General features: G+C 73.6%; 22 protein-coding genes. 19 read left to right on the forward strand and 3 right to left on the reverse strand.

What is annotated here, in order from left to right; all coding sequences use genetic code 11:
* The first annotated feature begins 48 nt into the window (after positions 1-48).
* The 4 genes from KMZ30_RS01600 (at position 49) to KMZ30_RS01615 (ending at position 4,379) form a co-directional block, all read left to right on the forward strand.
* The gene (locus KMZ30_RS01600; protein ID WP_215511099.1) at positions 49-2,127 is read left to right on the forward strand and encodes an MMPL family transporter; all 2,079 of its coding nucleotides are present in this window, start codon (positions 49-51) and stop codon (positions 2,125-2,127) included.
* Between the two features lie 120 nt (positions 2,128-2,247).
* Entirely contained in the window at positions 2,248-2,898 is a 651-nt protein-coding gene (locus KMZ30_RS01605) for a fasciclin domain-containing protein (protein WP_215511100.1), read from the forward strand.
* A gap of 109 nt (positions 2,899-3,007) precedes the next feature.
* On the forward strand, positions 3,008-3,580 hold the full coding sequence (locus KMZ30_RS01610) for an RNA polymerase sigma factor (protein ID WP_215511101.1): 573 nt from the start codon (positions 3,008-3,010) through the stop codon (positions 3,578-3,580).
* Positions 3,567-4,379: an anti-sigma factor gene (locus tag KMZ30_RS01615; RefSeq protein WP_215511102.1), complete on the forward strand. Its 813-nt coding sequence runs from the start codon at positions 3,567-3,569 to the stop codon at positions 4,377-4,379. The genes KMZ30_RS01610 and KMZ30_RS01615 overlap by 14 nt, the downstream gene beginning before the upstream one ends.
* A 354-nt stretch (positions 4,380-4,733) precedes the next feature.
* On the opposite strand, the gene KMZ30_RS01620 is transcribed toward KMZ30_RS01615, so the two are convergent.
* Positions 4,734-5,324 carry a fasciclin domain-containing protein gene (locus tag KMZ30_RS01620; RefSeq protein ID WP_215511103.1) on the reverse strand — a complete coding sequence of 197 codons (591 nt, stop codon included), beginning with the start codon at positions 5,322-5,324 and terminating at the stop codon, positions 4,734-4,736.
* A gap of 173 nt (positions 5,325-5,497) precedes the next feature.
* On the opposite strand from KMZ30_RS01620, the gene ilvD reads away from it, so the two are divergent.
* Genes ilvD through KMZ30_RS01635 form a run of 3 tightly spaced genes read left to right on the forward strand, consistent with a single transcriptional unit; the run spans position 5,498 to position 9,543 of the window.
* Positions 5,498-7,198: a dihydroxy-acid dehydratase gene (gene ilvD, locus KMZ30_RS01625; protein ID WP_226901533.1), complete on the forward strand. Its 1,701-nt coding sequence runs from the start codon at positions 5,498-5,500 to the stop codon at positions 7,196-7,198.
* The gene (locus KMZ30_RS01630) at positions 7,191-7,964 is read left to right on the forward strand and encodes an ABC transporter ATP-binding protein (protein WP_215511105.1); all 774 of its coding nucleotides are present in this window, start codon (positions 7,191-7,193) and stop codon (positions 7,962-7,964) included. The genes ilvD and KMZ30_RS01630 overlap by 8 nt, the downstream gene beginning before the upstream one ends.
* Before the next feature lie 7 nt (positions 7,965-7,971).
* A complete protein-coding gene (locus tag KMZ30_RS01635) occupies positions 7,972-9,543 on the forward strand; it encodes a hypothetical protein (RefSeq protein ID WP_215511106.1) in 1,572 nt (523 codons plus the stop codon).
* Here the strand turns inward: KMZ30_RS01635 and KMZ30_RS22200 are convergent.
* The gene (locus KMZ30_RS22200; RefSeq protein WP_215511107.1) at positions 9,528-10,319 is read right to left on the reverse strand and encodes an FUSC family protein; all 792 of its coding nucleotides are present in this window, start codon (positions 10,317-10,319) and stop codon (positions 9,528-9,530) included. The two genes, KMZ30_RS01635 and KMZ30_RS22200, sit on opposite strands and share 16 nt — an antisense overlap.
* Before the next feature lie 264 nt (positions 10,320-10,583).
* Here KMZ30_RS22200 and KMZ30_RS01645 point away from each other — a divergent pair, with 264 nt between their 5' ends.
* From KMZ30_RS01645 to serA, 5 genes are all read left to right on the forward strand, one after another.
* A complete protein-coding gene (locus KMZ30_RS01645) occupies positions 10,584-12,464 on the forward strand; it encodes an acetolactate synthase large subunit (protein ID WP_215511108.1) in 1,881 nt (626 codons plus the stop codon).
* 9 nt (positions 12,465-12,473) lie between these two features.
* Positions 12,474-12,986 (forward strand): acetolactate synthase small subunit, encoded by a 513-nt coding sequence (ilvN, locus tag KMZ30_RS01650; protein ID WP_030527888.1) that lies wholly within the window; start codon positions 12,474-12,476, stop codon positions 12,984-12,986.
* Positions 12,987-13,047: 61 nt separating this feature from the next.
* The gene (ilvC, locus tag KMZ30_RS01655; RefSeq protein WP_215511109.1) at positions 13,048-14,079 is read left to right on the forward strand and encodes a ketol-acid reductoisomerase; all 1,032 of its coding nucleotides are present in this window, start codon (positions 13,048-13,050) and stop codon (positions 14,077-14,079) included.
* Positions 14,080-14,169: 90 nt separating this feature from the next.
* Positions 14,170-14,637: a DedA family protein gene (locus KMZ30_RS01660; RefSeq protein WP_207023333.1), complete on the forward strand. Its 468-nt coding sequence runs from the start codon at positions 14,170-14,172 to the stop codon at positions 14,635-14,637.
* Between the two features lie 150 nt (positions 14,638-14,787).
* Entirely contained in the window at positions 14,788-16,374 is a 1,587-nt protein-coding gene (serA, locus tag KMZ30_RS01665) for a phosphoglycerate dehydrogenase (protein WP_030527891.1), read from the forward strand.
* Here serA and KMZ30_RS01670 read toward each other — a convergent pair.
* Positions 16,361-16,771 (reverse strand): hypothetical protein, encoded by a 411-nt coding sequence (locus tag KMZ30_RS01670; RefSeq protein ID WP_215511110.1) that lies wholly within the window; start codon positions 16,769-16,771, stop codon positions 16,361-16,363. The genes serA and KMZ30_RS01670 overlap by 14 nt on opposite strands.
* A 423-nt stretch (positions 16,772-17,194) precedes the next feature.
* Here KMZ30_RS01670 and KMZ30_RS01675 point away from each other — a divergent pair, with 423 nt between their 5' ends.
* From KMZ30_RS01675 to KMZ30_RS01705, 7 genes are all read left to right on the forward strand, one after another.
* A complete protein-coding gene (locus KMZ30_RS01675; protein ID WP_030527893.1) occupies positions 17,195-17,290 on the forward strand; it encodes a hypothetical protein in 96 nt (31 codons plus the stop codon).
* 85 nt (positions 17,291-17,375) lie between these two features.
* Positions 17,376-18,446, forward strand: coding sequence for a 3-isopropylmalate dehydrogenase (locus KMZ30_RS01680; protein WP_215511111.1), 1,071 nt, complete (start codon positions 17,376-17,378; stop codon positions 18,444-18,446).
* 57 nt (positions 18,447-18,503) lie between these two features.
* Complete coding sequence (locus KMZ30_RS01685) at positions 18,504-19,598, forward strand: branched-chain amino acid aminotransferase (RefSeq protein WP_215511112.1); 1,095 nt, start codon at positions 18,504-18,506, stop codon at positions 19,596-19,598.
* Positions 19,599-19,720: 122 nt separating this feature from the next.
* Positions 19,721-21,376, forward strand: a complete 1,656-nt coding sequence (locus tag KMZ30_RS01690; RefSeq protein ID WP_215511113.1) for an amino acid permease — start codon at positions 19,721-19,723, stop codon at positions 21,374-21,376.
* A gap of 11 nt (positions 21,377-21,387) precedes the next feature.
* On the forward strand, positions 21,388-22,287 hold the full coding sequence (locus tag KMZ30_RS01695; protein WP_215511114.1) for a phosphotransferase: 900 nt from the start codon (positions 21,388-21,390) through the stop codon (positions 22,285-22,287).
* Positions 22,284-24,749: a GcvT family protein gene (locus KMZ30_RS01700; protein WP_215511115.1), complete on the forward strand. Its 2,466-nt coding sequence runs from the start codon at positions 22,284-22,286 to the stop codon at positions 24,747-24,749. Before KMZ30_RS01695 ends, KMZ30_RS01700 begins: the two co-directional genes overlap by 4 nt.
* Positions 24,750-24,832: 83 nt before the next feature.
* Positions 24,833-25,555: a FadR/GntR family transcriptional regulator gene (locus KMZ30_RS01705; RefSeq protein WP_215511116.1), complete on the forward strand. Its 723-nt coding sequence runs from the start codon at positions 24,833-24,835 to the stop codon at positions 25,553-25,555.
* Positions 25,556-25,567: the final 12 nt, after the last annotated feature.

Consider the following 25,567-nt stretch of genomic DNA (forward strand, 5'->3'; position numbering starts at 1 on the left):
GTTGCTGCGATCTTAGCAATTCCAGTCAACAGCAACGGAGGCTCAACCGTGGGACGCATCGCCGACCTCGTCACCCGCCGGTGGGTCGCCGGCCTGCTGGCGCTCGTCGCGCTCCTCGCCGCCGGCGCGGTCGTCGGCGTCGTCGGGCAGGCCGAGAAGCCCGACGGCACGCTCACCGCCCTGCCGCTCGACTCCGAGAGCCGCGAGGCGGCCGCGCTGCGCCAGCAGCTGCCCGATGAGCAGGGGTCGGCCGCGGTCGTCCTCTTCGCGCGCGACGGCGAGCTGACCGACGCCGACACGCAGGCCATCGAGACCAAGGCCCGCGACCTGCCGGGCGCGGCGGGCATCCCCGCCCAGCGCAGCGAGGACGGGACGGCCGCCGTCGTCGTCGTCCCGGTGCAGGAAGGTGACGCCACCCGGACGGCCGACACCGTCGCGCAGATCCGGGAGGCCGCGAAGTCCGGTCTGCCGGACGGGCTGACGGCGCAGGTCACCGGTCCGGCCGCGATCCAGGCCGACCTCGCCGGTGTCTTCGACGGCGCCAACACCCGGCTGCTGCTCGCCACGGCGAGCGTCGTCGCGCTGCTGCTCGTCCTCACCTACCGCAGCCCCGTCCTCTGGCTCGTGCCGCTCACCGTCGTCGGCGTCGCCGACCAGCTCGCCGCCGTCGTGGCGACGCACACGCTGGCGCTCTTCGACGTCGCCTGGGACGAGTCGACGGTCGGCATCCTCTCGGTGCTCGTCTTCGGTGCGGGCACCGACTACGCGCTGCTCCTCATCTCGCGCTACCGCGACGAGCTGCGCACCACCGAGGACCGGCGCGCGGCGATGGCCCACGCGCTGCGGCGCACCACCGAGGCCGTGCTCTCGAGCGCCTCGACCGTCGTCCTCGGCCTCCTCACCCTCCTGCTGTCGGCCTTCCCCGCGACCCGCGGGCTCGGCCTCGCCTGCGCCGTCGGCGTCGTCGTCGCGGCGTTCTTCGTGCTCGTCGTCCTGCCGGCCGCGCTCGTCGTCTTCGGCCGGTGGATCTTCTGGCCCAAGGTCCCGCGGGTCGGCCAGACCGGCCTCGCCGACGGCCACTCGGCCTGGCGCCGGGTCGGTGACGCGGTCGCCCGCCGACCCGTCGCGGTCGTCGCGGTCGTCGTCGTCGGCCTCGCCGTCGCCGCGGGTGGCATCAGTCAGGTCAAGGCCGGCCTCTCGACCGCCGACCAGTTCCTCGACACCCCCGAGTCCATCACCGCCTCGCAGCGCTACGGCGAGTCGTTCCCGGCCGGCTCGGTCGACCCCGTCGTCGTCATGACGCGCGGTGACGGTGAGGCACTCGCGCAGCGCGTGGCCGAGGTCCCCGGCGTCGAGTCCGCCCGGGTCGCGGCCAGCGGTGGTGGCGTGGCCGAGGTCGACGCCGTGCTCACCGGCGACCCCGGCTCGGACGAGGTGCGCGACAACGTCCGTGCCCTGCGCGAGGCGCTCGCGGACCAGCCCGGCACCTACGTGGGGGGCACGGAGGCCGAGGCCGTCGACACGGCCGACGCGTCCTCCCGCGACCGCGCGCTCATCCTGCCGCTCATCCTCGGGCTCGTGCTCGTCGCGCTCGGCGGGCTGCTGCGCAGCGTCGTCGCCCCGGTCGTGCTCGTGGCCACCGTCGTCGGCACCTACCTCGCGAGCCTCGGCATCAGCTGGGTGCTCTTCACCCAGGTGCTCGGGTTCGAGCGGCTCGACGAGGGCGTCCCGCTGCTGGCGTTCGTCTTCCTCGTCGCGCTCGGCGTCGACTACAACATCTTCCTCGTGACCCGGGCGTCCGAGGAGGCCCGCCGGCACGGGCCGCGCGAGGGGATGCTCCGCGCCCTCGCGGCCACCGGTGGCGTCATCACGAGCGCCGGCATCCTGCTCGCCGCGGTCTTCGCCGTCCTCGGCGTGCTGCCGCTCGTCGTCCTCGCGCAGCTCGGCGTCATCATCTGCGTCGGTGTCCTCCTCGACACACTGATCGTGCGGACCCTGCTCGTCCCGGCCGCCGCGGTGCTGCTCGGCGACCGGTTCTGGTGGCCCCGCAGGCTGCAGCGCCACGACGACGAGCCGGACGCCGGCCGCGACCAGGAGCCCGTCGCGGCGGGGGCGCCGAGCGCCTGAGGACACGCCCGGGCCTGAGGCGGAAATTTCCTCCCGCCCGGTGCATCCGGGCCCGGGAGAGCGGCGGAAGAGGGGGTGGGTCGCCACCGGGGCGGCCCACCCTCGACCAGGAGGTCCTCCATGCGAACCCGTCGCCTCGTCACCGCCGCCGTGGCCGTCGCCCTCGGTGCCACCACCCTCGCCGCCGCGCCGGCGAGCGCGTCGTCCGGCTCGTCCGCTCCCACCGGCACCCGCAGCCTCGCGGCCGTGCTCACGAGCGACGGCAACACGTTCGACCGCAACTGGTACGACTACGACATCGTCACCGAGGCGGTCCTCGCGGTCCTCGCCGCGAAGCCGGACAGCCCCGTCAAGGTGCTGGCGGACGGCAGGACGCCGGTCACCGCGTTCCTGCCCGACGACCGCTCGTTCCAGGTCCTCGCGTACGACCTCACCAAGCGGTGGCCCTCGACCGAGAAGAAGACGTTCGACGCCCTCGTCGCCGCCGTCGGTGTCGACGCGATCGAGCAGGTGCTGCTCTACCACGTCGTCCCGGGCGCCACGATCGCCAAGCGGGACGCCGTCAAGGCCGACGGGGCCGCGCTGACGACCGCGCAGGGCGGGACGATCACCGTCAAGGTGCGCAACAAGTGGATCCCGCTCGTCGAGCTCAAGGACCAGGACCGCAACGACGTCAACCCGTTCGTCAACCCCCGCCGGTTCGACATCAACAAGGGCAACAAGCAGATCGCCCACGGGATCGTCTTCGTCCTGCGGCCCCTCGACCTCTGAGGTGTCGCTCGCGACGGGCGTCGCGTCGGTGGTGGGGGGATAGGACCCCACCGTCGGCGCGGCGCCGCCGTCGGTGCCGCGCCGGGCGCCACGCCCTAGGGTGGGTGGGGTGAGCGTGGACGCCGAGACCGGGGCGCAGGTCGACGACGTCGCCGCCCGTCTCGTCGCCGGGTCGCGCGAGGCGCTCGAGGAGGCCTGGGACCGGTGGTCGGGCCTGGTCCACACGCTGGCGGTGCGCTCGCTCGGCAACCACCACGACGCCGAGGACGTGACCCAGCAGGTCTTCGTCGCGGCGTGGCGCGGCCGGCACACCCTCGACCCGGCGCGCGGCTCGGTGCCCGGATGGCTCGTCGGCATCACCCGCCACAAGGTCGCGGACCTGCACGCCCAGCGAGCCCGCCAGGCGCGGGACGCGGAGGCCGCCGCCCGCGAGGCGCTGCCCGACACGCACGCGCCGCCCCCCGAGGAGCGGCTCGCGGCCCGGCTCCTGCTGGCCGACGCGCTCGACCGGCTCGGCGAACCCCGCGCGAGCGCCATCCGTCTGGCCCTCGTCGACGAACTCACCCACGAGGAGGTCGCGCAGCGGCTCGGCCTCCCGCTCGGCACCGTCAAGAGCCACATCCGCCGAGGACTCACGACCCTGCGACGCCACCTGGAGGAGGTGACCGATGACCACGCCTGAGCACGCCGTCCACCCGGACGACGACCTCGTGCTGCTCGCGACCGGTCACCCGGTCCCGGCCGAGGTGTCCGCCCACGTCGAGACCTGCCCCCGCTGCGCCCACGAGCTCGCCGCCCTGCGCGCCGTCTCCGAGCTGCTGCGCGACCCGGTCGACCTCGTCGCCGCCCCGGCCGGTCTCTGGGACAGGGTCGCCGCCGAGATCGACCGTGACGAGGAGGGGCGTCCCGTCCTCACCGTCGTCGACGGCGCGGTCGCCGACGACGCGACGCCGCCCGCCCCGTCGCGCGGCTCCGTCGCTCCGCTGCCCGACCCGGCGCCCGCGGCCTCCGTGGTGCCCGCCCGGTCTCGCCGGCGCCGTTTCGCCGGCGGGTGGCTCGTCGCCGCCGCTGCTGCCGGGGTCGTCGTCGGGGGGGTCGGGGTGCGCGCCCTGGACGGTCCGGAGCCGCAGCCGACACCGTCCGCGGTCGTGCTCGGCGAGACGAAGCTCGACACCCTCGACACGCAGCAGGTCCTCGGGGCGGCCAGCGCCGTCCGCGTCGACGGCCACCTCGACCTCGACGTCGACACCCCGGCGCTCGACCCGGGCACGGGCTACCTCGAGGTGTGGCTCATCAACAAGGACCTCAAGCGGATGGTCTCGGTCGGCGTGCTGCGGCCCGGCGAGGGCAACCAGCGCTTCGCCATCGACCAGTCGCTCATCGACCAGGGCTACGTCATCGTCGACATCTCCCGCGAGGGGTACGACGACAAGCCGGAGCACTCCGGCGACAGCATCGCGCGCGGCACCCTCGCCCTCTGACGAGAGTCCGGCGCACACGGACGGGCACCTCCGACGCCGGAACACCCCGACCGGCAGGCAGACGTTTCCCGGTGCGGCGGGAACGTCTGCGTCGTCCCAGTAGTGGCACGGTAATTCTTTGGTGGCGCGGATGCATCCCTGCCATGGCTGAAGTTCTGGGCCGTCACCGTGATGGCGCGGAACTTCGCGTCACCCGCACGGATGGTCGGCGGCACCCCTCCGGCGACGGGGATCTTGCCGGATGGCCGGGGAGTTGCGCGGTCATCGTGCAGGATCCGTGGCGCGTCAGGACTGCGACCACGGACGGGCCCCGGGTGCTGGTGCACCCGGGGCCCGTCAGCGTCGGTCGGTCGCTCAGCCCTTCGGGACGAGCACGCCGTCGATGACGTGGATGACGCCGTTCGTGGCCTCGATGTCGGTCTGCGTCACCGTGACCTCGCCGCCGGAGGTGTCGGTGAGGGTGACGGTGTCGCCGTCGACGCCGACGGTCAGCGTGTCGCCGTTGACCGTCTCGACCTCCTGGCCGTCCATCGTCGCGACGTCGGCGGCCATGACCTTGCCCGGCACCACGTGGTAGGTGAGGACGTCGGTCAGCGCGCCCTGCGGGTCGGCGAGCAGGTCGTCGAGGGTGCCGGCGGGCAGGGCCGTGAACGCCTCGTCGGTCGGCGCGAAGACCGTGTACGGGCCCTCGCCCTTGAGGGTCTCGACGAGGCCGGCGGCCTCGAGAGCGGTGGCGAGCGTGGTGAAGTTGCCGGCCGCGACGGCGGTGTCGACGATGTCGGCCGAGGCGGCGGCCGACTCCGAGGCGCTCGGCGAGGCCGAGGTCGGAGCGGCCGAGGAGGTGGCGGGGGTGCTCGCCCCGGCGTCGGTGTCGGAGTCCGACCCGCAGGCGCTGACGACGAGCGCGAGGGAGAGGGCGGCGGTGGCGGCGAGGGTGCGTCGCATGACGGGGTCCTTCCGGAGAGGGTGGTGGTCCTGACACCTCCTCTTCCGTCGCCACCCCGCCGGTGGATGCACTTCCTTCGACAAACTTTCGACGAGACCCGTCGCCCGGGTGGCCGGGGTCGATCGGCGGGACACCCGGGCGCGACCCCGGCGGCGAACCTAGGATGACCGGCATGACGACGACGCCCGACATCAAGCCCCGCAGCCGCGACGTCACGGACGGTCTCGAGAAGACCGCCGCCCGAGGGATGTTGCGCGCCGTCGGCATGGGCGACGACGACTTCGCGAAGCCCCAGGTCGGCGTCGCGAGCTCGTGGAACGAGATCACCCCGTGCAACCTCTCGCTCGACCGGCTGGCCAAGGCGGTCAAGGACGGCGTGCACGCCGGCGGTGGCTACCCGCTGGAGTTCGGCACCATCTCCGTCTCCGACGGCATCTCGATGGGCCACGAGGGGATGCACTTCTCGCTCGTCAGCCGCGAGATCATCGCCGACTCGGTCGAGACCGTCATGAGCGCCGAGCGCCTCGACGGTTCGGTCCTGCTCGCCGGCTGCGACAAGTCCCTGCCCGGCATGCTCATGGCCGCCGCGCGCCTGGACCTCGCCTCGGTCTTCCTCTACGCGGGCTCGATCCTCCCGGGCATCGCCAAGCTGTCGGACGGCACCGAGAAGACCGTGACGATCATCGACGCCTTCGAGGCGGTCGGCGCGTGCCTCGCCGGGAAGATGAGCCGCGAGGACGTCGACGCCATCGAGCGGGCCATCTGCCCGGGGGAGGGCGCCTGCGGCGGCATGTACACCGCCAACACGATGGCGTCCGTCGCCGAGGCGATGGGGATGTCGCTGCCCGGCTCGGCCGCCCCGCCGGCCACCGACCGCCGCCGCGACGGGTTCGCCCGCAAGTCCGGCGAGGCGGTCGTCGAGCTGCTCCGCCGTGGCATCACCGCGCGCGACATCATGACCAAGGAGGCGTTCGAGAACGCGATCGCCGTCGTCATGGCCTTCGGCGGCTCGACCAACGCGGTGCTCCACCTCCTGGCCATCGCCCACGAGGCGGAGGTCGACCTCACCATCGACGACTTCCAGCGGATCGGCGCCCGGGTCCCGCACCTCGCCGACGTCAAGCCCTTCGGCCGCTTCGTCATGACCGACATCGACCGCGTCGGCGGCGTGCCCGTCGTCATGCGCGCGCTGCTGGATGCCGGTCTGCTGCACGGGGACTGCCTCACCGTCACCGGTCGCACCGTCGCCGAGAACCTCGCCGACATCCGTCCGCCGGACCCCGACGGCCACGTCGTGCGCGCGATGAACGAGCCGATCCACCGCACCGGCGGCCTGACCATCCTCAAGGGCTCGCTCGCCCCCGAGGGTGCGGTCGTCAAGTCGGCCGGCTTCGACTCCGACGTCTTCGAGGGCACCGCCCGCGTCTTCGACGGCGAGCGCGCCGCGATGGACGCCGTCGAGCAGGGCGCCCTCACCGCCGGCGACGTCGTCGTCATCCGCTACGAGGGCCCCAAGGGCGGCCCGGGGATGCGCGAGATGCTCGCCGTCACCGGGGCCATCAAGGGCGCGGGCCTCGGCAAGGACGTCCTCCTCCTCACCGACGGCCGCTTCAGCGGCGGCACGACCGGCCTGTGCGTCGGCCACGTCGCGCCCGAGGCCGTCGACGAGGGCCCGGTCGCGTTCGTCCGCGACGGCGACCGCATCCGGCTCGACGTCGCGAACGCCACCCTCGACCTCCTCGTCGACGACGCGGAGATGGAGCGCCGCCGGTCCGAGGGCGTCACGCACCCCGAGCCGAAGTACACCCGCGGGGTCCTCGCCAAGTACCGCCGGCTGGTGCAGAGCGCCAGCACGGGGGCGGTGTGTGACTGACGCACCGGGGGAGGCGCCGGCGCTCGAGCTGGTCGGCCTCGTCAAGGAGTTCCGGGGGCGGCGGGTGGTCCACGGGCTCTCGCTCGCGGTGCCCCGAGGCTGCCTCTACGGACTCGTCGGCCCCAACGGCGCCGGCAAGACGACGACGCTGTCGATGGCGACCGGCCTGCTGCGCCCGACCGCCGGTACCGCGCGCGTCCTCGGTCACGACGTGTGGGCGGACCCGCCGGCGGCCAAGGCGGTCATGGGGGTCGCCCCCGACGGGCTGCGCCTGTTCGAGCAGCTCGGCGGGCGCGAGCTCCTGCACTACGTCGCCGACCTGCGCCGGATGCCCCGGGACGTGAGCCGCCCGCGGGCCGAGGAGCTCCTCACCGTGCTCGACCTCGCCGCCGACGCCGACACGGTCGTCGCCGACTACAGCGCGGGGATGGTCAAGAAGATCAGCCTCGCGGCGGCGCTCATCCACGCCCCGCGGCTGCTCGTGCTCGACGAGCCGTTCGAGGCCGTCGACCCCGTGTCGGGCCAGGCCATCCGGACCATCCTGCGGCGCTACGTCGCGACGGGCGGCACGGTCGTCCTGTCGAGCCACGTCATGGAGCTCGTCGAGGGCCTCTGCGACCGGGTGGCGGTCGTCGCCGGCGGTCGGGTGCTCGCCGAGGACACGGTCGCCGCCCTCACCGCGACCGGGTCGCTGCACCAGCGCTTCCTCGAGCTCGTCGGCGCGGGCGACGTCTCGGAGGACGGCCTCACCTGGCTCGGGGGATGAGCCGCCGATGACGCTGCTCGTCGTCCGGCTGCGGCTGCGGATGTGGCGGACCGCCCTCTCGCGCAGCTCGGTCCAGCTGGTGTCGGCCATCATCGGCGGGCTGGTGGCGCTCGGTGTCGTCGGCCTCCTCGGGCCGTCCATCGCGCTCCTCGCGGCGCGTCCCCTCGCGCTCACGGCGGTCACGGTGCCGCTCTTCGCCGGGGTCACGCTCCTCTGGCTGGTGCTCAGCCTCGTCGCGACGGGCGTCGACAACGTCCTCGACCCCACCCGCTTCACGGTCCTGCCGCTGCGCGCGCCCGAGCTGGCGCGGGGCCTGCTCGCCGCGACCCTCACGGGCATCCCCGCCGTCGTGCTCACCCTGCTCGCGCTCGCCCAGGTGCTCGCGTGGTCCGCCCACCCCGCGGCGGTCCCGGCGGCGCTCGCGGCGGCCGTGCTCGGGCCGCTCACGGCCGTGCTCCTCACGCGCGCGGTCACGAGCGCCCTCGCCGGGGTGATGACGAGCCGGACCGGGCGGCTGCTCGGGGCGGCCGTCGTCGCGCTCGCGACCCTGCTGCCGCTCGTCCTCAACCTGCTCGTCACGTCGGGGGAGCCGGGCCTGTCGCTGCGCTCGCTCGACGCCCGCGGCGCCGCCGTCGTCGCGTCGTGGACGCCGGTCGGCTGGGCCTGGGGCCTGCCCTTCGACGTCGCGACCGGTCGGTGGGCCTCGGCGCTCGCCCACCTCGCCCTCGCGCTCGGCCTGCTCGCCGTCCTCTGGCGGGTGTGGGTCCGGCAGCTCGACCGGGTCCTCACCTCACCGATGACGAGCGGCGGCGGCCAGCACATCGGCCGCGGCCGGCTCCTGCCGCGCCTGCTCGGGCACTCGCCGACGGCCACGGTCGCCGCGCGCCGGGTGCGTGCCTGGTACCGCGACAGCCGCCTCGTGAGCATCGCGCTGCGCACGGCGGTGCTGCCGGTGTTCTTCGTCGTCCAGGCGGCCGTGACCGGGACGGGGGCCCTCGCCGGGACCGGGGTGGTGACCCTCGCCGTCTTCGCCGGGCTGACCCTCATGAACGACCTCGCCTTCGACGGGCCGGCGTGGTGGCTGCACCTGAGCACGGGGGTGCGGGGCTGGGAGGACCGGCTCGGGCGGGTCGTCGCCTCGACCGTCGTCTTCGGTCCGGTGGTCGCCCTCACCTTCGTCGTGTCGGTGGGGATCGGCGCGATCGAGGCGGTGCTCGCCTGGCTCGCCGTGGTCGTGGCGGCGTTCGGCGCGAGCCTCGGCCTCGCCGCCGGGGTCGGGGCCGTCCTGCCCGGTACCGCCCCGCGAACCGGGGGCAACCCCTTCGCGGCGTCCTCCGGCGGCGCCGCCCAGGGCTGCCTCACGGCCCTCGTCTCGTTCGTCGGCCCCGTGGTGCTCGTGCTGCCGGTCGTCGTCGGGGCGGTGCTGTCGCGGGGGAGCGTCCTGCTCGGTGTCGTCGTCGTGGTGGTCTCGGTCGTCTACGGCGCCGGACTGCTCGCCGCGGGGGTCGTGCTCGGCGGGCGCCACCTCGACCGCACCGCCCCCGAGATGCTCGGACGACTCGGTCAGGTCCAGGTCTGACGCCGGTCCGACCCGGCGGACTCGACCCGCCAGAGCAGCGCCGCGAGCAGCGCGGCGAGCCCCGCCCCGGCCACGGTGAGGAGCAGCCGCTCCAGGGCGACGGCGAGGACGGCGAGCACGACACCGACCACGGTGCCGACGACCCGCGCGGTGGCCTGGCCGGCGGTCTCGTCACGCGACACCGCCAGCACCATCGCGACCGCGACGACGAGCCAGTAGCCGTGGCCGAGGCCGAGGGCGCTCGTCACGGTGGTTCCGGCCCCGGCGACGACGGCCGTGGCCAGCGCGTGCCGACCGGCCTCGGCCAGGGGCACCGGCTGCGGGGCGGCGCCGGCCCGGGCGGCGGTGGCGGCCGCCACGACGAGCAGCGCGCCGAGGCCCACCCACAGGGTCACGCCGGCACCGGCCCGCCCGAGCGGCAGCCCGGCGCCGAGGGCCGCGAGCACGGGGAGGAAGGTCGCGATGCGGGCGGCCCGTCGGGTCAGCGGCACCTGCGCGAGGGACGCCGCGGCCACCGCCGCACCGGCGGCGAGCGGGTGCCCCGCGGCGAGGACACCGAGGCCGAAGGTGGCGGCGCAGAGCACCACGACGACGACCCGGGGGCGCACGCCGACGTCGGTCCCCGCCGCGCTCGCCGCACCCAGCGCCCCGAGGAGCAGGCCGAGGGCCGGCCCGGGCCCGGCGGCCGCACCGACGAGCGCGGCGAGGGCCGCGACGGCGACGACGAGCGCGGCCGCGAGGGCGAGGACGCGGCGCGTCGGCCACGGGACGGACACGGCGTGAGGCTAGCGCGGCCCGGAGGGGCCGGGGTGACGGACGCCACGGTCCCGGATGCTGGGACCGGCCGTCTCGCCGGTTGACACACCGGGGGGTGGGGGAGACAGTTGTCGCGTGGCCCGGATCCTCGTACTTCCACAGCGCGCCTGACGCACCCGCGACCAGGCGCGCTCCCTCCGTCGTCCCACCACGGGACTGGAGGGTTTTTTTGTGCGCGGACCCCGGCACGACCCTTTCGGCGAGAAGGAAGCGGTGACACGAACGTGAGCGACACCCGACCGGCGACCCCGGCACCCCTGAAACCGGCTCCCAGCCCGGCCCGGGTGGCCGAGCAGGCGCGCGCCAAGGCGCCCGTGGAGGTGACCGGCGCCCAGAGCCTCGTGCTCTCGCTCGAGGCGATGGAGGTCGACACGGTCTTCGGCATCCCGGGTGGCGCGATCCTCCCCGCCTACGACCCGCTCCTGGACTCCGTCAAGGTCCGCCACATCCTCGTGCGCCACGAGCAGGGCGCCGGCCACGCGGCCGAGGGGTACGCGGCCGCCACCGGGCGGGTCGGCGTGTGCATGGCCACCTCCGGCCCCGGCGCCACGAACCTCGTGACGCCGCTCGCCGACGCCTACATGGACTCCGTGCCGATCGTCGCGATCACCGGGCAGGTCAGCTCGACCGCCATCGGGACCGACGCGTTCCAGGAGGCCGACATCCGCGGCATCACGATGCCGGTCACGAAGCACAACTACCTCGTCACCGACCCCGCCGAGATCCCGCGGGTCATCGCCGAGGCGTTCCACGTCGCGAGCACCGGCCGGCCCGGGCCCGTCCTCGTCGACATCTCCAAGGACGCGCTCCAGGCGCGCACCACGTTCTCGTGGCCGCCGAAGATCGCCCTGCCCGGCTACCACCCGGTGACCCGCCCGCACGGCAAGCAGATCCGCGAGGCCGCGCGCCTCGTCGCGGCGGCCGAGCGGCCCGTCCTCTACGTCGGCGGCGGCGTCATCCGGGCTCGCGCGAGCGAGGAGCTGCGCCGCTTCGTCGAGCTGACGCGGATCCCCGTCGTCACGACGCTCATGGCCCGCGGCGCGCTGCCCGACAGCCACCCGCTGCACCTCGGCATGCCGGGGATGCACGGCTCCGTCGCCGCCGTGACCGGCCTCCAGAAGAGCGACCTCATCATCGCGCTCGGCGCCCGCTTCGACGACCGCGTCACCGGTCAGCTGTCGACCTTCGCGCCCGAGGCCAAGGTCATCCACGCCGACATCGACCCGGCCGAGATCGGGAAGAACCGCGTCGCCGAGGTGCCGATCGTCGGCGACGCGCGCGCCGTCATCGCCGACCTCGCCGAGGCGGTCGAGGCCGACATGGAGGCCGGGCAGGGCGGCGACTACACCGCGTGGCGCGAGCGTGTCGCCGGCTGGAAGGAGACCTTCCCCGTCGGGTACACAGCGCCCGAGAACGGCGCTCTCGCACCGCAGTACGTCATCGAGCGGCTCAGCGCGCTGAGCGGTCCGGAGTCGGTGTACGTCGCCGGCGTCGGGCAGCACCAGATGTGGGCCGCGCAGTTCGTGCAGTACGAGCGGCCCAACGCCTGGCTCAACTCCGGCGGCCTCGGGACGATGGGCTACTCCGTCCCGGCCGCGATGGGCGCGCAGGTCGGCGAGCCCGACCGCACGGTCTGGGCCATCGACGGCGACGGCTGCTTCCAGATGACCAACCAGGAGCTCGCCACCTGCGTCATCAACAACATCCCGATCAAGGTCGCGATCATCAACAACAGCAGCCTCGGGATGGTCCGCCAGTGGCAGACCCTCTTCTACAACGAGCGCTACTCGAACACCGACCTGCACACCTCGGTCGGCTCGCGCGTCCCCGACTTCGTCAAGCTCGCCGACGCCTACGGCTGCGTCGGGCTGCGGTGCGAGCGACCGGAGGACGTCGACGAGACGATCCGGCAGGCGATGGCCGTCACCGACCGCCCGGTCGTCGTCGACTTCGTCGTCGAGCGTGACGCGATGGTCTGGCCGATGGTCCCCGCCGGCGTGAGCAACGACGCGATCCAGGTCGCCCGCGACACCGCACCGCAGTGGGACCGCGAGGAGTCCGAGGCCATCGAGCAGCACACCGACGCCGACCACGACGGCCGCTGAGGGAGAACCATGAGCAAGCACACGCTGTCCGTCCTCGTCGAGAACAAGCCCGGCGTCCTCGCGCGCATCGCCGCGCTCTTCTCGCGCCGCGGCTTCAACATCGACAGCCTCGCCGTCGGCGAGACCGAGCACCCCGAGGTCTCGCGGATGACCGTCGTCGTCGACGTCGAGGACCTCCCGCTCGAGCAGGTGACCAAGCAGCTCAACAAGCTCGTCGAGGTGCTCAAGGTCGTCGAGCTCGAGCCCGGCTCGGCCGTCCAGCGGCAGGTCATGCTCATCAAGGTGCGGGCCGACGCCGCCACCCGCAGCCAGGTCCTCGAGATGGTCCAGATGTTCCGGGCCAAGGTCGTCGACGTCGCGACCGAGTCGCTGACCATCGAGGCGACCGGCACCACCGAGAAGCTCCACGCGCTGCTCGAGGTCCTCGAGCCCTTCGGGGTCCGCGAGCTCGTGCAGTCGGGGATGGTCGCGATCGGCCGAGGGCCGCGCTCGATCACGGACCGGGCGCTCCGCAGCGCCTGAGCCGCACCCCCCTAGAGTCCCATCCAGCAGCACACCCGACCCGAAGGAGAGGCCTGTTCCGATGGCCGAGATGTTCTACGACGACGACGCCGACCTGTCGGTGATCCAGGGCCGCAAGGTCGCGGTCATCGGCTACGGCAGCCAGGGCCACGCCCACGCCCTCAACCTGCGCGACTCCGGCGTCGACGTGCGCGTCGGCCTCGCCGAGGGCTCCAAGAGCCGCGCCAAGGCCGAGGCCGAGGGCCTGACCGTCCACACCGTCGCCGACGCCGTCCGCGAGGCCGACCTCGTCGTCATCCTCACGCCGGACCAGGTGCAGCGCGGCCTCTACGCCGCCGAGATCGAGCCGAACCTCCGGGACGGTGCGGCCCTGCTCTTCGGCCACGGCTTCAACATCCGCTTCGGCTACATCGAGCCGCCGGCCGGCTCGGACGTGCTCATGGTCGCCCCGAAGGGCCCCGGCCACATCGTGCGCCGCGAGTTCGTCGACGGCCGCGGCGTGCCCGTGCTCCTCGCCGTCGAGCAGGACGCGTCGGGCTCGGCCTGGGACCTCGCGAAGTCCTACGGCAAGGCGATCGGCGGCCTGCGCGCCGGCGGCATCAGGACGACGTTCACCGAGGAGACCGAGACCGACCTGTTCGGCGAGCAGGCCGTCCTCTGCGGCGGCGCCTCGCAGCTCGTCATGTACGGCTTCGAGACCCTCGTCGAGGCGGGCTACCAGCCCGAGGTCGCGTACTTCGAGTGCCTCCACGAGCTCAAGCTCATCGTCGACCTCATGATCGAGGGCGGCATCGCCAAGCAGCGCTGGTCGGTCTCCGACACCGCCGAGTACGGCGACTACGTCTCGGGTCCCCGCGTCATCGACCCGCACGTCAAGGACAACATGAAGGCCGTCCTCGACGACATCCGCAACGGCAACTTCGCCAAGCGCTTCATCGACGACCAGGACGCCGGCGCACCGGAGTTCAAGGAGCTGCGCGCCAAGGGCGCCGCCCACCCCATCGAGGGCACTGGTCGCGAGCTGCGCCAGCTCATGGCGTGGGTCGACACCGACCGCGACAGCGACTACGTCGAGGGCTCCGCCGCGCGTTGACGCGACACCACCGCCTCGACCCACCCGTCGAGTGAGCAGAACACGCCGTGCGCGACTCCTCGCGCACGGCGTGTTCTGTACGTTCGACACATGCGTGACCTCGTCGACGGGTGGCCCTTCTGGGTCGTCCTCGTCGCGTTCTGGGCCGGCGCCACGGCGCGCGGCGTCGCGACGTACTGGGTCGGGCGCGGCGTGCGGGCCGGGGGAGGGCGCACCCGCTGGGCCCACCACCTCGACCGGCCGGCCGTCGCGCGCGCCGAGCGCTTCGTGCGCCGGGTCGGCCCGCCCGCCGTCACCCTCGGCTTCCTCACCGTCGGCCTGCAGAGCGCGATCAACGCCTCGAGCGGAATGCTCCGGATGCCGCTGCGCCGCTTCCTGCCCGCCGTCGTCCTCGGAGCCCTGCTCTGGGCGGCGATCTACACGACGGTCGGGATGACGGTCGTCGACGCCGCGCTCGGCCGGGTGCCCTGGTGGTGGCTCCTCGTGGCCGCCGGTGTCGTGCTGCTCGTCGTTCTCGCGGCGCGGCGGCTGCGTCGTCGGGTCGACGCCGCGGCCTGACCCCCGACGCGACGACGATCACATCGTGGTCACCGGTGTCCACATGCTGGCGGTTGCCTACCATGGAGGTCCCGGCACAGCGGCGTGCCGGACGGCACGTCACCGCATCGGCGGACCCCCGACCACCCACGCACGCAAGGGACCTTTCACGTGACCAAGCCCGTCGTCCTCATCGCCGAGGAGCTCTCGCCCGCGACCATCGACGCCCTCGGACCCGACTTCGAGGTGCGCCACACCGACGGCGCGGACCGCTCCCAGCTCCTGCCGGCCATCGCCGACGTCGACGCGATCCTCATCCGGTCCGCGACCAAGGTCGACGCGGAGGCGCTCGCCGCCGCGAAGAACCTCAAGGTCGTCGCCCGCGCCGGTGTCGGTCTCGACAACGTCGACGTCGACGCCGCCACGAAGGCCGGTGTCATGGTCGTCAACGCGCCGACCTCGAACATCACCTCCGCCGCCGAGCTCGCCGTCGGCCTGCTCCTCGCCTGCGCCCGCAACATCGCGCCGGCCAACGAGGCGCTGAAGAACGGCGCGTGGAAGCGCAGCAAGTACGGCGGCGTCGAGCTGCTCGAGAAGAAGGTCGGCATCGTCGGCTTCGGGCGCATCGGCCAGCTGGTCGCCGAGCGGCTCAAGGGTTTCGGCGTCGAGATCCTCGCCTACGACCCCTACGTGTCGGTGCAGCGCGCCGGCCAGCTCGGGGCGCGCCTCGTCACCCTCGACGAGCTGCTCGCCGAGTCCGACTTCATCACCATCCACCTGCCGAAGACGCCCGAGACCCTCGGCCTCATCGGCAAGGAGGCCCTCGCGAAGGTCAAGCCGAGCGTGCGGATCATCAACGCCGCCCGCGGTGGCGTCCTCGACGAGTCGGCCCTCGCCGAGGCCATCGCCGACGGCCGCGTCGCCGGCGCCGGCCTCGACGTCTTCGCGTCCGAGCCGTGCACCGACAGCCCGCTCTTCGCCTTCGAGTCGGTCGTCGTCACGCCGCACCTCGGCGCCTCGACCGAGGAGGCGCAGGAGAAGGCCGGTGTCGCGGTCGCGAAGTCGGTGCGCCTCGCGCTCGGCGGCGACCTCGTGCCGGACGCCGTCAACGTCTCCGGCGGCGCCGTCGCCGAGGAGGTCCGCCCGGGCATCGACCTCGTCGAGAAGCTGGGCCGCGTCTTCACCGCCATCGCCGGCTCCGTGCCGGTGCAGCTCGACGTCGAGGTGCGCGGCGAGATCACCCAGCACGACGTCTCGATCTGGGAGCTGTCGGCGCTCAAGGGCTTGTTCACCGACATCACCGAGGACCCGGTGACGTACGTCAACGCCCCGCTGCTCGCCAAGGAGCGCGGCCTCGAGTCGCGCCTGGTCACTGACGGCAGCAGCGAGGACTACCGCAACGTCACGACGCTCAAGGGCACGCTCGCCGACGGCACGGTCGTCTCCGTGGCCGGTACGCTGACCGGCCCGAAGCTCGTCCAGAAGGTCACCGGCGTCCACGGCTACGACCTCGAGGTCCCGCTGAGCCGCCACCTCGCGTTCTTCTCCTATGTCGACCGGCCGGGCGTCATCGGCTCGATCGGCCGCCTCCTCGGCGACGCCGACGTCAACATCGCCGCCATGCAGGTCTCGCCGCACGACGCCGACGGCACCGCGATGGTGGCGCTGACGGTCGACCGTGCCATCCCGGACGAGGTCGTCGCGGCGATCGGCCGCGAGATCGGCGCCGACACCGTGCGCGTCGTCAACCTCGGCTGACCACCGGCACCCCGCGACGGCGGTCCGCCCCTTCGGGGGTGGGCCGCCGTCGTCGTGTGCGGCGCAGCCCGGCCCCGAGGGCCAGCCCCCACGCGAGGAAGAGGGGGTCCCACAGCCAGGCGTGGCCGCGGACGGCCACGAGGTCGTCGACCGGGCCGAGCGCCCCGGTCAGGGCGAGGTTGGCCGCGACGGTGTTCGCGAGGCCGTAGAGCACGATGGCGGCGAGGGCGAGGCCGGCGGCCACGGGGGACTCGGCCCGCCACGACGTCGCCCACTCGCCGAGGGTGGCGACGAGGACGGGGGAGCCGGCCGCCCACGCGAGGCTGGAGACGGCGTGCACGGTCCCGAGCGCGGCGGCGAGCACCAGGGCGGGCGGGACGGAGGGGCGGAGAGGCACGGTGTCGACGCTACGGGCGGGCGCACGGGCGCGGCATGGGGAGGACCCCGGTCGGACCCGGGGGCGCCGTGGTGGGAGGAGAGCCGTCCGGCGCACTCGATCCGTCGTCTCCGCTGCGGATCAGCGCGCTCCCGGGTCGTCAGGACGCTTGATTCCGCAGATCCACGGGCGGTGTGACGCGCATCTCGTGCGTCACGTGGTCCGCATCGTGGGATCGACCTGACGGGTAGTAGGACGTCCTCCTACCGTGGAGGCATGACGCGGCGCGTACTCCTCATTCCCGGCCGCGGCGAGGTCCTCTAGTCAGCACCCTCGCCGCGGAGACCCCGCGACGTCGCTGACGCGCTCGCCGGTTCACCCCGGCTCGAGCACCGGACCACCCACGAACCCCGAGCGGCACCTGCCGCGGAAGCGAGAGACGCGATGAACACCGAGACGACGTTCGACGAGGCCACCCTGGCGCGCCAGGCCCTGCAGGAGTCGATGGACCTGCGCGACCAGGGCCACAGCGACGACTGAGAGACGCGACCCGACGGCCGTCCCGCCCTTCCACGGGCTGGGACGGCCGTCCGCATCCCGGACCCACCTCCCTAGGCTGGAACACATGAGCGACGCCGCCACGACGACCCCGACCTCCCTCGACCTCGCCGTCATCGCCGGCGACGGGATCGGCCCGGAGGTCGTCGCCGAGGGGCTCAAGGTGCTCGAGGCGGCGGTCGGCGCCGACGGGCCCACGGTCACGAGCACCGAGTACGACCTCGGCGCCCGGCGCTGGCACGCGACCGGCGAGACCCTCCCCGACTCCGTCCTCGAGGAGGTCACGGGCCACGACGCCATCCTCCTCGGCGCGATCGGTGACCCCGGCGTGCCGAGCGGCGTCCTCGAGCGCGGCGTCCTCCTGCCCCTGCGGTTCGCCCTCGAGCACTACGTCAACCTGCGTCCGGCCAAGCTCTACCCGGGCGTCGAGAGCCCGCTGGCCGTCGAGCGCGTCGCGCCCGAGGGCATCGACTTCGTCGTCGTCCGCGAGGGCACCGAGGGCCCGTACACCGGCAACGGTGGCGCCCTGCGCGTCGGCACGCCGCACGAGATCGCGACCGAGGTGAGCGTCAACACCCGCTTCGGCGTCGAGCGCGTCGTCCGCGACGCGTTCGCCCGCGCGCAGGCCCGCCCGCGCAAGCACCTCACCCTCGTGCACAAGCACAACGTCCTCACCCACGCCGGCCACCTGTGGCGGCGCACCGTCGAGGAGGTCGGCGCCGAGTTCCCCGACGTCGAGACCGCCTACCAGCACGTCGACGCCGCGACGATCTTCCTCGCGACCGACCCCGGCCGCTTCGACGTCGTCGTCACCGACAACCTCTTCGGCGACATCATCACCGACATCGCCGCGGCCATCGCCGGCGGCATCGGCCTCGCGGCCAGCGGCAACATCAACCCCGAGGGCCGCTTCCCGAGCATGTTCGAGCCGGTCCACGGCTCGGCCCCCGACATCGCCGGCCAGGGCGTCGCCGACCCGACCGCCACCGTGCTCTCGGTCGCGATGCTCCTCGCGCACGTCGGGCTCGCGGACGCCGCCGCCCGCGTCGAGCGGGCCGTCGCCGCCGACCTCGCCGAGCGCGGCACCGCCGCCCGCTCGACGAGCGCCGTGGGCGACGCCATCGCGGCGCGCCTCTGACCGACCGGCTAGCCTCTCGGGAGCACCGTCGCTTCCCGAGGAAAGGACCTTCGTCCCATGAGCCTGACCTTCGACCTCGAGCGCCGCCCGGACCCCGCGAGCGACGGGCGTCGTGCCGAGATCCTCGCGAACCCCGGCTTCGGCGTGTACTTCACCGACCACATGGCCAGCGCCACGTGGACCCGCGACGGCGGGTGGCACGACGGGCGCATCCACCCGTACGGCCCGATCACGATCATGCCGAGCGCCGCCGTGCTGCACTACGCGCAGGAGGTCTTCGAGGGTCTCAAGGCGTACCGGCACGAGGACGGCTCGGTGTGGTCCTTCCGCCCCGAGGCCAACGCCGAGCGGATGCAGCGCAGCGCCAGGCGCCTGGCCCTGCCCGAGCTGCCCACCGACGACTTCCTCGCCTCGCTGCGCGCGCTCGTCGAGGTCGACGAGGCGTGGGTGCCGGCGTTCGGCACGGGCGAGACGAGCCTGTACCTGCGCCCCTTCCTCTACGCGAGCGAGGCCTTCCTCGGGGTGCGCCCGGCGAACGAGGTCACCTACTCGGTCATCGCCTCACCGGCCGGCGCGTACTTCCCGCGCGGCCTGAAGCCGGTGCGCCTCTGGATCTCCGAGCACTACGCCCGCGCGGGCGTGGGCGGGACCGGCGCCGCGAAGACCGGGGGCAACTACGCCTCCTCGCTCGCGGGCCAGCTCGAGGGCATCGAGCACGGCTGCGACCAGGCCGTGTTCCTCGACTCCGCGACGCACACGTACATCGAGGAGCTCGGCGGGATGAACCTCTTCCTCGTCACCGACGACGGGCGGCTGCTCACCCCGGAGCTCACCGGCACGATCCTCGAGGGCGTGACGCGCAGCTCCATCCTCGAGCTCGCCAAGGACCTCGGGCTCGAGCCCGAGGAGCGTCGCATCGAGATCCAGGAGTGGAAGGACGGCGTGCGCGACGGGCACATCCGCGAGGTGTTCGCCTGTGGCACAGCCGCGGTCATCACGCCGGTGGGCGAGCTGTGCTGGGACGGCGGCGAGGCGCCGTCGACCGCGGGCGACGAGGGCGGCGAGGTCACGCGCTCCATCCGGCAGGCGCTGCTCGACGTCCAGTACGGACGCGCCGAGGACTCGCGCGGCTGGCTGACCCGCCTGGCCTGACCCACCGGGATCAATGGTTCCTGAACGGACCATTGACACCGCCGGAGCGCCGGGTGTTGTCTGTGCACCACTCGATCCGCCCCGGACCCGCGCGGTCCGCTTCTGCACACCAAGAGGTGCACGTGAGCGTTTCCCGGACGACCGAAGGCCACTCGGACGACGAGGCCCTCCTCGCCGAGCTGGGCTACAAGCAGGAGCTGAACCGGAGCTGGTCCGGCTTCTCCAACTTCGCGATCTCCTTCTCGATCATCTCCATCCTCGCCGGCTGCTTCACGACCTTCGGCCAGGCGTGGAACAACGGTGGCCCGATCGCCATCTCGATCGGCTGGCCGATCATCTCGGCCTTCATCCTCGTCATCGGCCTGTGCATGTCGGAGCTGGTGTCGGCCTACCCGACGTCGGGCGGCATCTACTGGTGGGCGGCCAAGCTCGGTGGCGCGAAGGCGGGCTACTACACCGGCTGGCTCAACCTCATCGGCCTGCTCGCCGTCGACGCGTCGGTGGCCTACGGCGCCGCGACGTTCTTCGACCTGTCCTTCAGCACGATGAGCGAGTCGTGGGCGGCGGGCTACAGCCTCCAGCGCGTGTTCTGGATGTTCCTCGTCGTCCTCGTGCTGACCGCGCTCGTCAACATCTTCGGCGGGCACCTCCTCGCGCTGCTCAACAACGTCTCGGTGTGGTGGCACGTGATCGGCGCCGCGGCCGTCATCCTCATCCTCGTGTTCCTCCCCGACAAGCACATGAGCGTCGCGGACGTCTTCACGATGCGGGTCAACAACAGCGGCGGGCTGGCCGGGGGTGACACCGAGGGCTTCGGCTTCTGGTTCTACGTCCTGCCCCTGGGCTTCCTCCTCACGCAGTACACGATCACCGGCTACGACGCCTCGGCCCACCTCTCGGAGGAGACGCAGGGCGCGGCCGACGGTGCGGCCAAGGGCATCTGGCGCTCGATCTTCTACTCGGCCATCGGTGGCTGGATCCTCCTGCTCTCCTTCCTCTTCGCCGTCCAGGACCCCGCGGCGGTCACCGAGGGCGGTGGTGGTGTCGCCCTGATCTTCAACCAGGCGCTCTCGTCGGGCTGGGCCGGCACCGTGCTCCTCATCGCGAGCATCGGCCAGTTCTTCTGCACCACCGCCTGCATGACCTCGACGAGCCGGATGCTCTTCGCCTTCAGCCGCGACGGTGCGGTGCCGGGTGCGTCCCGATGGGCGCGGCTCAACAGCCGCAAGGTGCCGGCCAACGCGGTCCTCGTCTCGTCCGTCGTCGCCGCGATCATCACCCTCCCGGCGCTCGTCGAGGTCGACATCAACGGCGCCCCGGTCCCGGTGGCCTTCTACGCCGTCGTGTCGGTGGCCGTCATCGGCCTGTACCTCGCCTTCGCCATCCCGATCTACCTGCGGTGGAAGGCCGGTGACTCCTTCAAGCAGGGCCGGTGGAACCTCGGCAGCAAGTGGCGGTGGATGGCCCCGCTCGCGGTCGCGGAGATCGCGGTCGTGTCGGTGTACTTCGTCCTCCCGTTCACCCCGGCCGCGAACCCGCTGAACGACGAGTTCAGCTGGAAGTTCGTCAACTACGCCCCCATCCTCACCGGCGGCACGCTCGTCGCGCTGTGGGTCGGGTGGCACCTGTCGGCCAAGAAGTGGTTCACCGGGCCGAAGACGACGATCGACCTGCCCGAGGGCATGACCGGCGCCGACGAGATCGCGCTCGAGCACCACGGCAAGACGGCCCACGGCGGGGCGGAGCACGACTGGAAGCCCGGCGACCCGCTGAAGTGACCGGCCCCTCCGTGACCGGTCACGACGAGGTCCTCGACGGGATCCCCGTCCTCGCCGGGCAGGCGCGCCACGTGACGCGCCTGCCCGGCGGGCTGACCAACACCAACCTGCGGGTGCGCACCGGCACCGGCCTCGACGTCGTCGTGCGCCTCTCGGACCCTGGGACCGGGCTGCTCGGGGTCGACCGGCACGCCGAGTTCGTCAACACCCTCGCCGCGGCGGGCACCGGGGTCGGGGCACCGGTCGTCGACTACCTCGGCGGCCGCGGCATCCTCGTCGTCGCCTTCCTGCCCGGGCGCACGTGGGGCGACGCCGACGTCGCGGCCAACCTGCCCCGGCTCGCGACGGCGCTGCGCCGGCTGCACTCCGCGCCGGGCTTCGTCGGCCGCTTCGACATGACGGCGCTGCGCCGGGAGTACCGCCGGGTCGTCGACGAGCAGGGCTTCGCGATCCCGCCCGGGTACGACGACCTCGAGCCCGCCGCCGAGCGCGCCGAGGCCGCCCTCGCCGCGCGGCCCGAGCCGCTCGTGCCCTGCCACAACGACCTGCTCGCCGCCAACGTCCTCGACGACGGGGGCGACCTGCGCATCATCGACTACGAGTACTCCGGGATGAACGAGCCGTCCTTCGAGCTGGGCAACGCGGCCGCCGAGGCCGGCCTCGACCACGAGGCGCTCGCCGAGCTGTGCGCCGTCTACCACGCCCGGCGCGACCCCGGCGACGCGGCGCGGGCCGAGCTCTGGGGGTTCCTCGCCCGCTACGGCTGGACGCTGTGGGGCGTCATCCAGGAGGGGCGCGGCGAGATCGACTTCGACTTCCGGGCGTGGGCCACCGAGAAGCTCGACGCCGCGCGGGAGCTCGCCGGAGGGCCGCGCTGGGAACGCCTGCTGACCGGGGCGGCGGGGTCATGAGCGGCGAGCTGCCCTCCCGCGCAAGGGTGGTCGTCGTCGGTGGCGGGGTCATCGGCGCCTCCGTCGCCTACCACCTCGCGCACCTGGGGGAGACCGACGTCGTCGTCCTCGAGCAGGGCACGCTGTCGTGCGGCACGACCTGGCACGCGGCCGGGCTCGTGGGTCAGCTGCGCGCGAGCGAGGCCGCGACGCGGCTCGTCCGCTACTCGACGGAGCTCTACGGCCGGCTCGAGGCCGAGACGGGGCTCTCGACCGGCTACCGCGTCTGCGGCGGCCTCACCGTCGCCCGGACCCCCGAGCGGATGGTGCAGCTGCGGCGCACGGTCGCCAGCGCCGCCGCCTACGACCTCGAGTGCGAGCTGCTGACCCCCGCGCAGGCCGCGGAGCGCTACCCGCTGCTGCGCACCGACGACCTCGTCGGCGCCATCTGGCTGCCGGGCGACGGGCGCGCGGACCCGGCGGACCTCACCCAGGCGCTCGCCCGCGGGGCGCGCCAGCTCGGCGTGCGCATCCACGAGCGGGTGCGCGTCACCGGGCTGCACCTGGAGCAGCGTGGCGACCGGCGGCGCGTCACCGGTGTCGTCACCGACCGTGGGGAGGTCGAGTGCGAGGTGGTCGTCGACGCCGCCGGCCAGTGGGCGCCGCTCGTCGGGGCGATGGCCGGCGTCGGCGTGCCCCTGCACTCGGCCGAGCACTTCTACGTCGTCACCGACCAGGTCGAGGGCGTGCACCGCGACCTGCCGGTGCTGCGCGACCCCGACGGTTACACGTACGTCAAGGAGGAGGTCGGTGGCCTGCTCGTCGGCGGCTTCGAGCCCGAGGCCAAGCCGTGGGTCGCGCCGCAGGACATCCCCTACCCGTTCGAGTTCCAGCTGCTCGAGGAGGACTGGGAGCACTTCTCGGTGCTCATGGACAGCGCGGTCCACCGCCTCCCGGTGCTCGCCGAGACGGGCATCCGCAAGTTCTACAACGGGCCCGAGTCCTTCACGCCGGACAACCAGTTCATCCTCGGCGAGGCCCCCGCGTGCGACGGGTTCTTCGTCGCCGCGGGCTTCAACTCCGTCGGCATCGCGTCGGCGGGCGGCGCCGGCCGGGCCCTCGCCGAGTGGGTCGTCGCCGGGGAGGCGACCTCGGACCTGCTGGCCGTCGACCTGCGCCGCTTCCCGCCGGTGGCGGCCAACCCGACGTGGCTGCGCTCCCGGGTGGTCGAGGTGCTGGGGCTGCACTACGCCGTTCCGTGGCCCAACCGCGAGCTCACCTCCGGTCGGCCACAGCGCTGCTCGCCGGTGCACGACCGGGTCGCCGCGCTGGGTGCGGTGTTCGGGACGCGCAACGGGTGGGAGCGTCCGCTGGTCTTCGCGCCGCCCGGCGAGGAGCCGCGGCTCGAGTACTCGTGGGAGCGGCCGGCGTGGGCCGACTGGTGCGACGCGGAGCAGTGCGCGACCCGCTCGGCCGTCGCGGTCTTCGACCAGACCTCGTTCAGCAAGTACCTCGTCACCGGCCCGGACGCGCTGGCCACGCTGCAGTGGACGTGCACGGCCGACGTCGACGTGCCGGTGGGGCGCACGGTCTACACGGGCATGCTCGACGAGCGGGCGGGGTACCAGGCCGACGTGACCGTGACCCGCACCGCGCCCGAGGAGTTCCTCGTCGTCTCGAGCGCCGCGACGACCGAGCGCGACCTCGACCGGCTGCGGCGCCACCGCGTCGGCCGGCCGGGCGTCGTCGACGTCACGAGCGCGTACGCCGTCCTCGGGGTCATGGGCCCGCGCTCGCGCGAGCTGCTCTCGCGCCTCACCCCCGAGCCCCTCGACGACGCCGCGCACCCGTTCGGGACCTCGCGCGTCCTCCCGCTCGGCCGCTCGATGGTGCGCGCCACCCGGATGACCTACGTCGGCGAGCTCGGGTGGGAGCTGTACGTACCGACCGAGCAGGCGGCGGTCGTCCACGACGCGCTGCTCGACGCCGGGACGGACCTCGGTGCGGTGCCCGCGGGCTACTCGGCCATCGAGGCGCTGCGGCTCGAGAAGGGGTACCGGGCGTTCGGGCGCGAGCTGACCCCCGAGGTGACCCCGGTCGAGGCCGGGCTGCTCTTCGCCTGCGACCTCGCGGGCGGCTCCGACTTCCTCGGCCGGGCGGCGCTGGAGGAGCGTCGGCGGCGGGGTGCGGCCCGCCGGGTCGTCTCCCTCGTGTGCGGCGACCCGGCGGCCTGGCTGTGGGGCGGTGAGCTCGTCCTGCGCGACGGCGTGCCGGCCGGGCAGGTGACGAGCGCGGCGTGGGGCGCCACGGTCGGGGCGTCGGTCGGCCTCGCCCTCGTGGGGGACCGGGCGTCCGGCTCCGCCGACGACGGGTGGCTCGGCACCGGCCGCTGGGAGGTCGACCTGGCGGGGGAGCGGCTGCCCCTCACGGTGTCGCGACGTCCGCCCCTCGGCCCACGCGCGGCGCGGACGGTGACGCCGTGACAGACTCGACGCCACGAAAGGTCCGGAAAGAGACCTTTGCCGACGACGCCGCCGGCGCCGCTGACCGGGAAGGAGGACCGAGCATGGGCGACCCCGCCCCCGTGACCCACCTGCCGTCGGCCATCCTCCGGCAGACCCCCGGCAACCCGTTCGAGACGACCGTCGAGCAGCTCGCGACGGCCATCCGGCTCGGTGTGTTCTTCGACGGCGACCAGCTGCCGCCCGAGCGCGAGCTCGCGGAGCGGATGGGCGTGGCGCGCGGCACGCTGCGCGACGCCATCGCCGCCCTGCGCGACGCCGGGCTCGTCACGACGCGCCGCGGCCGGGGCGGCGGGTCGGTCGTCACCTACACCGCGCCCGCGCCCGGCAGCGGTGGGCCCGTCCGGCGGGGGGCGACCCTGCTCGACGCACTCGACTTCCGGCGGGTCGTGGAACCGGGGGCCGCGTGGCTCGCGGCGACCCGCGACCTCTCCGGCGACCAGCGGGCGTGGCTCGAGACGTGCCTGCGCGAGACGACGGAGGCCGCCGACCCCGGGGCCCACCGCCTCGCCGACAGCCGGCTGCACCTCGCGGTGGCCACGGTGTCCGGCTCGCCGATGCTCATCGAGGCCGTCACCCGGGCGCAGGCGGCGCTCGGCGAGCTGCTCTCGGCGATCCCCGTGCTCCGCAAGAACATCCAGCACTCGCACGACCAGCACCGGGCGGTCGTCGATGCCATCCTGACCGGGGCGGCCGACGACGCGCGGACCGCCATGGAAGAGCACTGCGACGCGACCTCCGCACTCCTGCGGGGGCTCATCGGATGACCGGGAGGACGA

Source organism: Phycicoccus mangrovi (assembly GCF_018729305.1).
GTDB classification, from domain to species: domain Bacteria; phylum Actinomycetota; class Actinomycetes; order Actinomycetales; family Dermatophilaceae; genus Phycicoccus; species Phycicoccus jejuensis.

Coding starts and splice junctions, on each gene's coding strand:
- KMZ30_RS01680 (WP_215511111.1), top strand. CDS start 17,376: ATGAGCGACGCCGCCACGACGACCCCGACCTCCCTCGACCTCGCCGTC.
- KMZ30_RS01705 (WP_215511116.1), top strand. CDS start 24,833: ATGGGCGACCCCGCCCCCGTGACCCACCTGCCGTCGGCCATCCTCCGG.
- KMZ30_RS01675 (WP_030527893.1), top strand. CDS start 17,195: ATGAACACCGAGACGACGTTCGACGAGGCCACCCTGGCGCGCCAGGCC.
- KMZ30_RS01615 (WP_215511102.1), top strand. CDS start 3,567: ATGACCACGCCTGAGCACGCCGTCCACCCGGACGACGACCTCGTGCTG.
- KMZ30_RS01685 (WP_215511112.1), top strand. CDS start 18,504: ATGAGCCTGACCTTCGACCTCGAGCGCCGCCCGGACCCCGCGAGCGAC.
- ilvN (WP_030527888.1), top strand. CDS start 12,474: ATGAGCAAGCACACGCTGTCCGTCCTCGTCGAGAACAAGCCCGGCGTC.
- KMZ30_RS01620 (WP_215511103.1), bottom strand. CDS start 5,324: ATGCGACGCACCCTCGCCGCCACCGCCGCCCTCTCCCTCGCGCTCGTC.
- KMZ30_RS01605 (WP_215511100.1), top strand. CDS start 2,248: ATGCGAACCCGTCGCCTCGTCACCGCCGCCGTGGCCGTCGCCCTCGGT.
- ilvD (WP_226901533.1), top strand. CDS start 5,498: ATGACGACGACGCCCGACATCAAGCCCCGCAGCCGCGACGTCACGGAC.
- KMZ30_RS01660 (WP_207023333.1), top strand. CDS start 14,170: ATGCGTGACCTCGTCGACGGGTGGCCCTTCTGGGTCGTCCTCGTCGCG.
- ilvC (WP_215511109.1), top strand. CDS start 13,048: ATGGCCGAGATGTTCTACGACGACGACGCCGACCTGTCGGTGATCCAG.
- KMZ30_RS01700 (WP_215511115.1), top strand. CDS start 22,284: ATGAGCGGCGAGCTGCCCTCCCGCGCAAGGGTGGTCGTCGTCGGTGGC.
- KMZ30_RS01635 (WP_215511106.1), top strand. CDS start 7,972: ATGACGCTGCTCGTCGTCCGGCTGCGGCTGCGGATGTGGCGGACCGCC.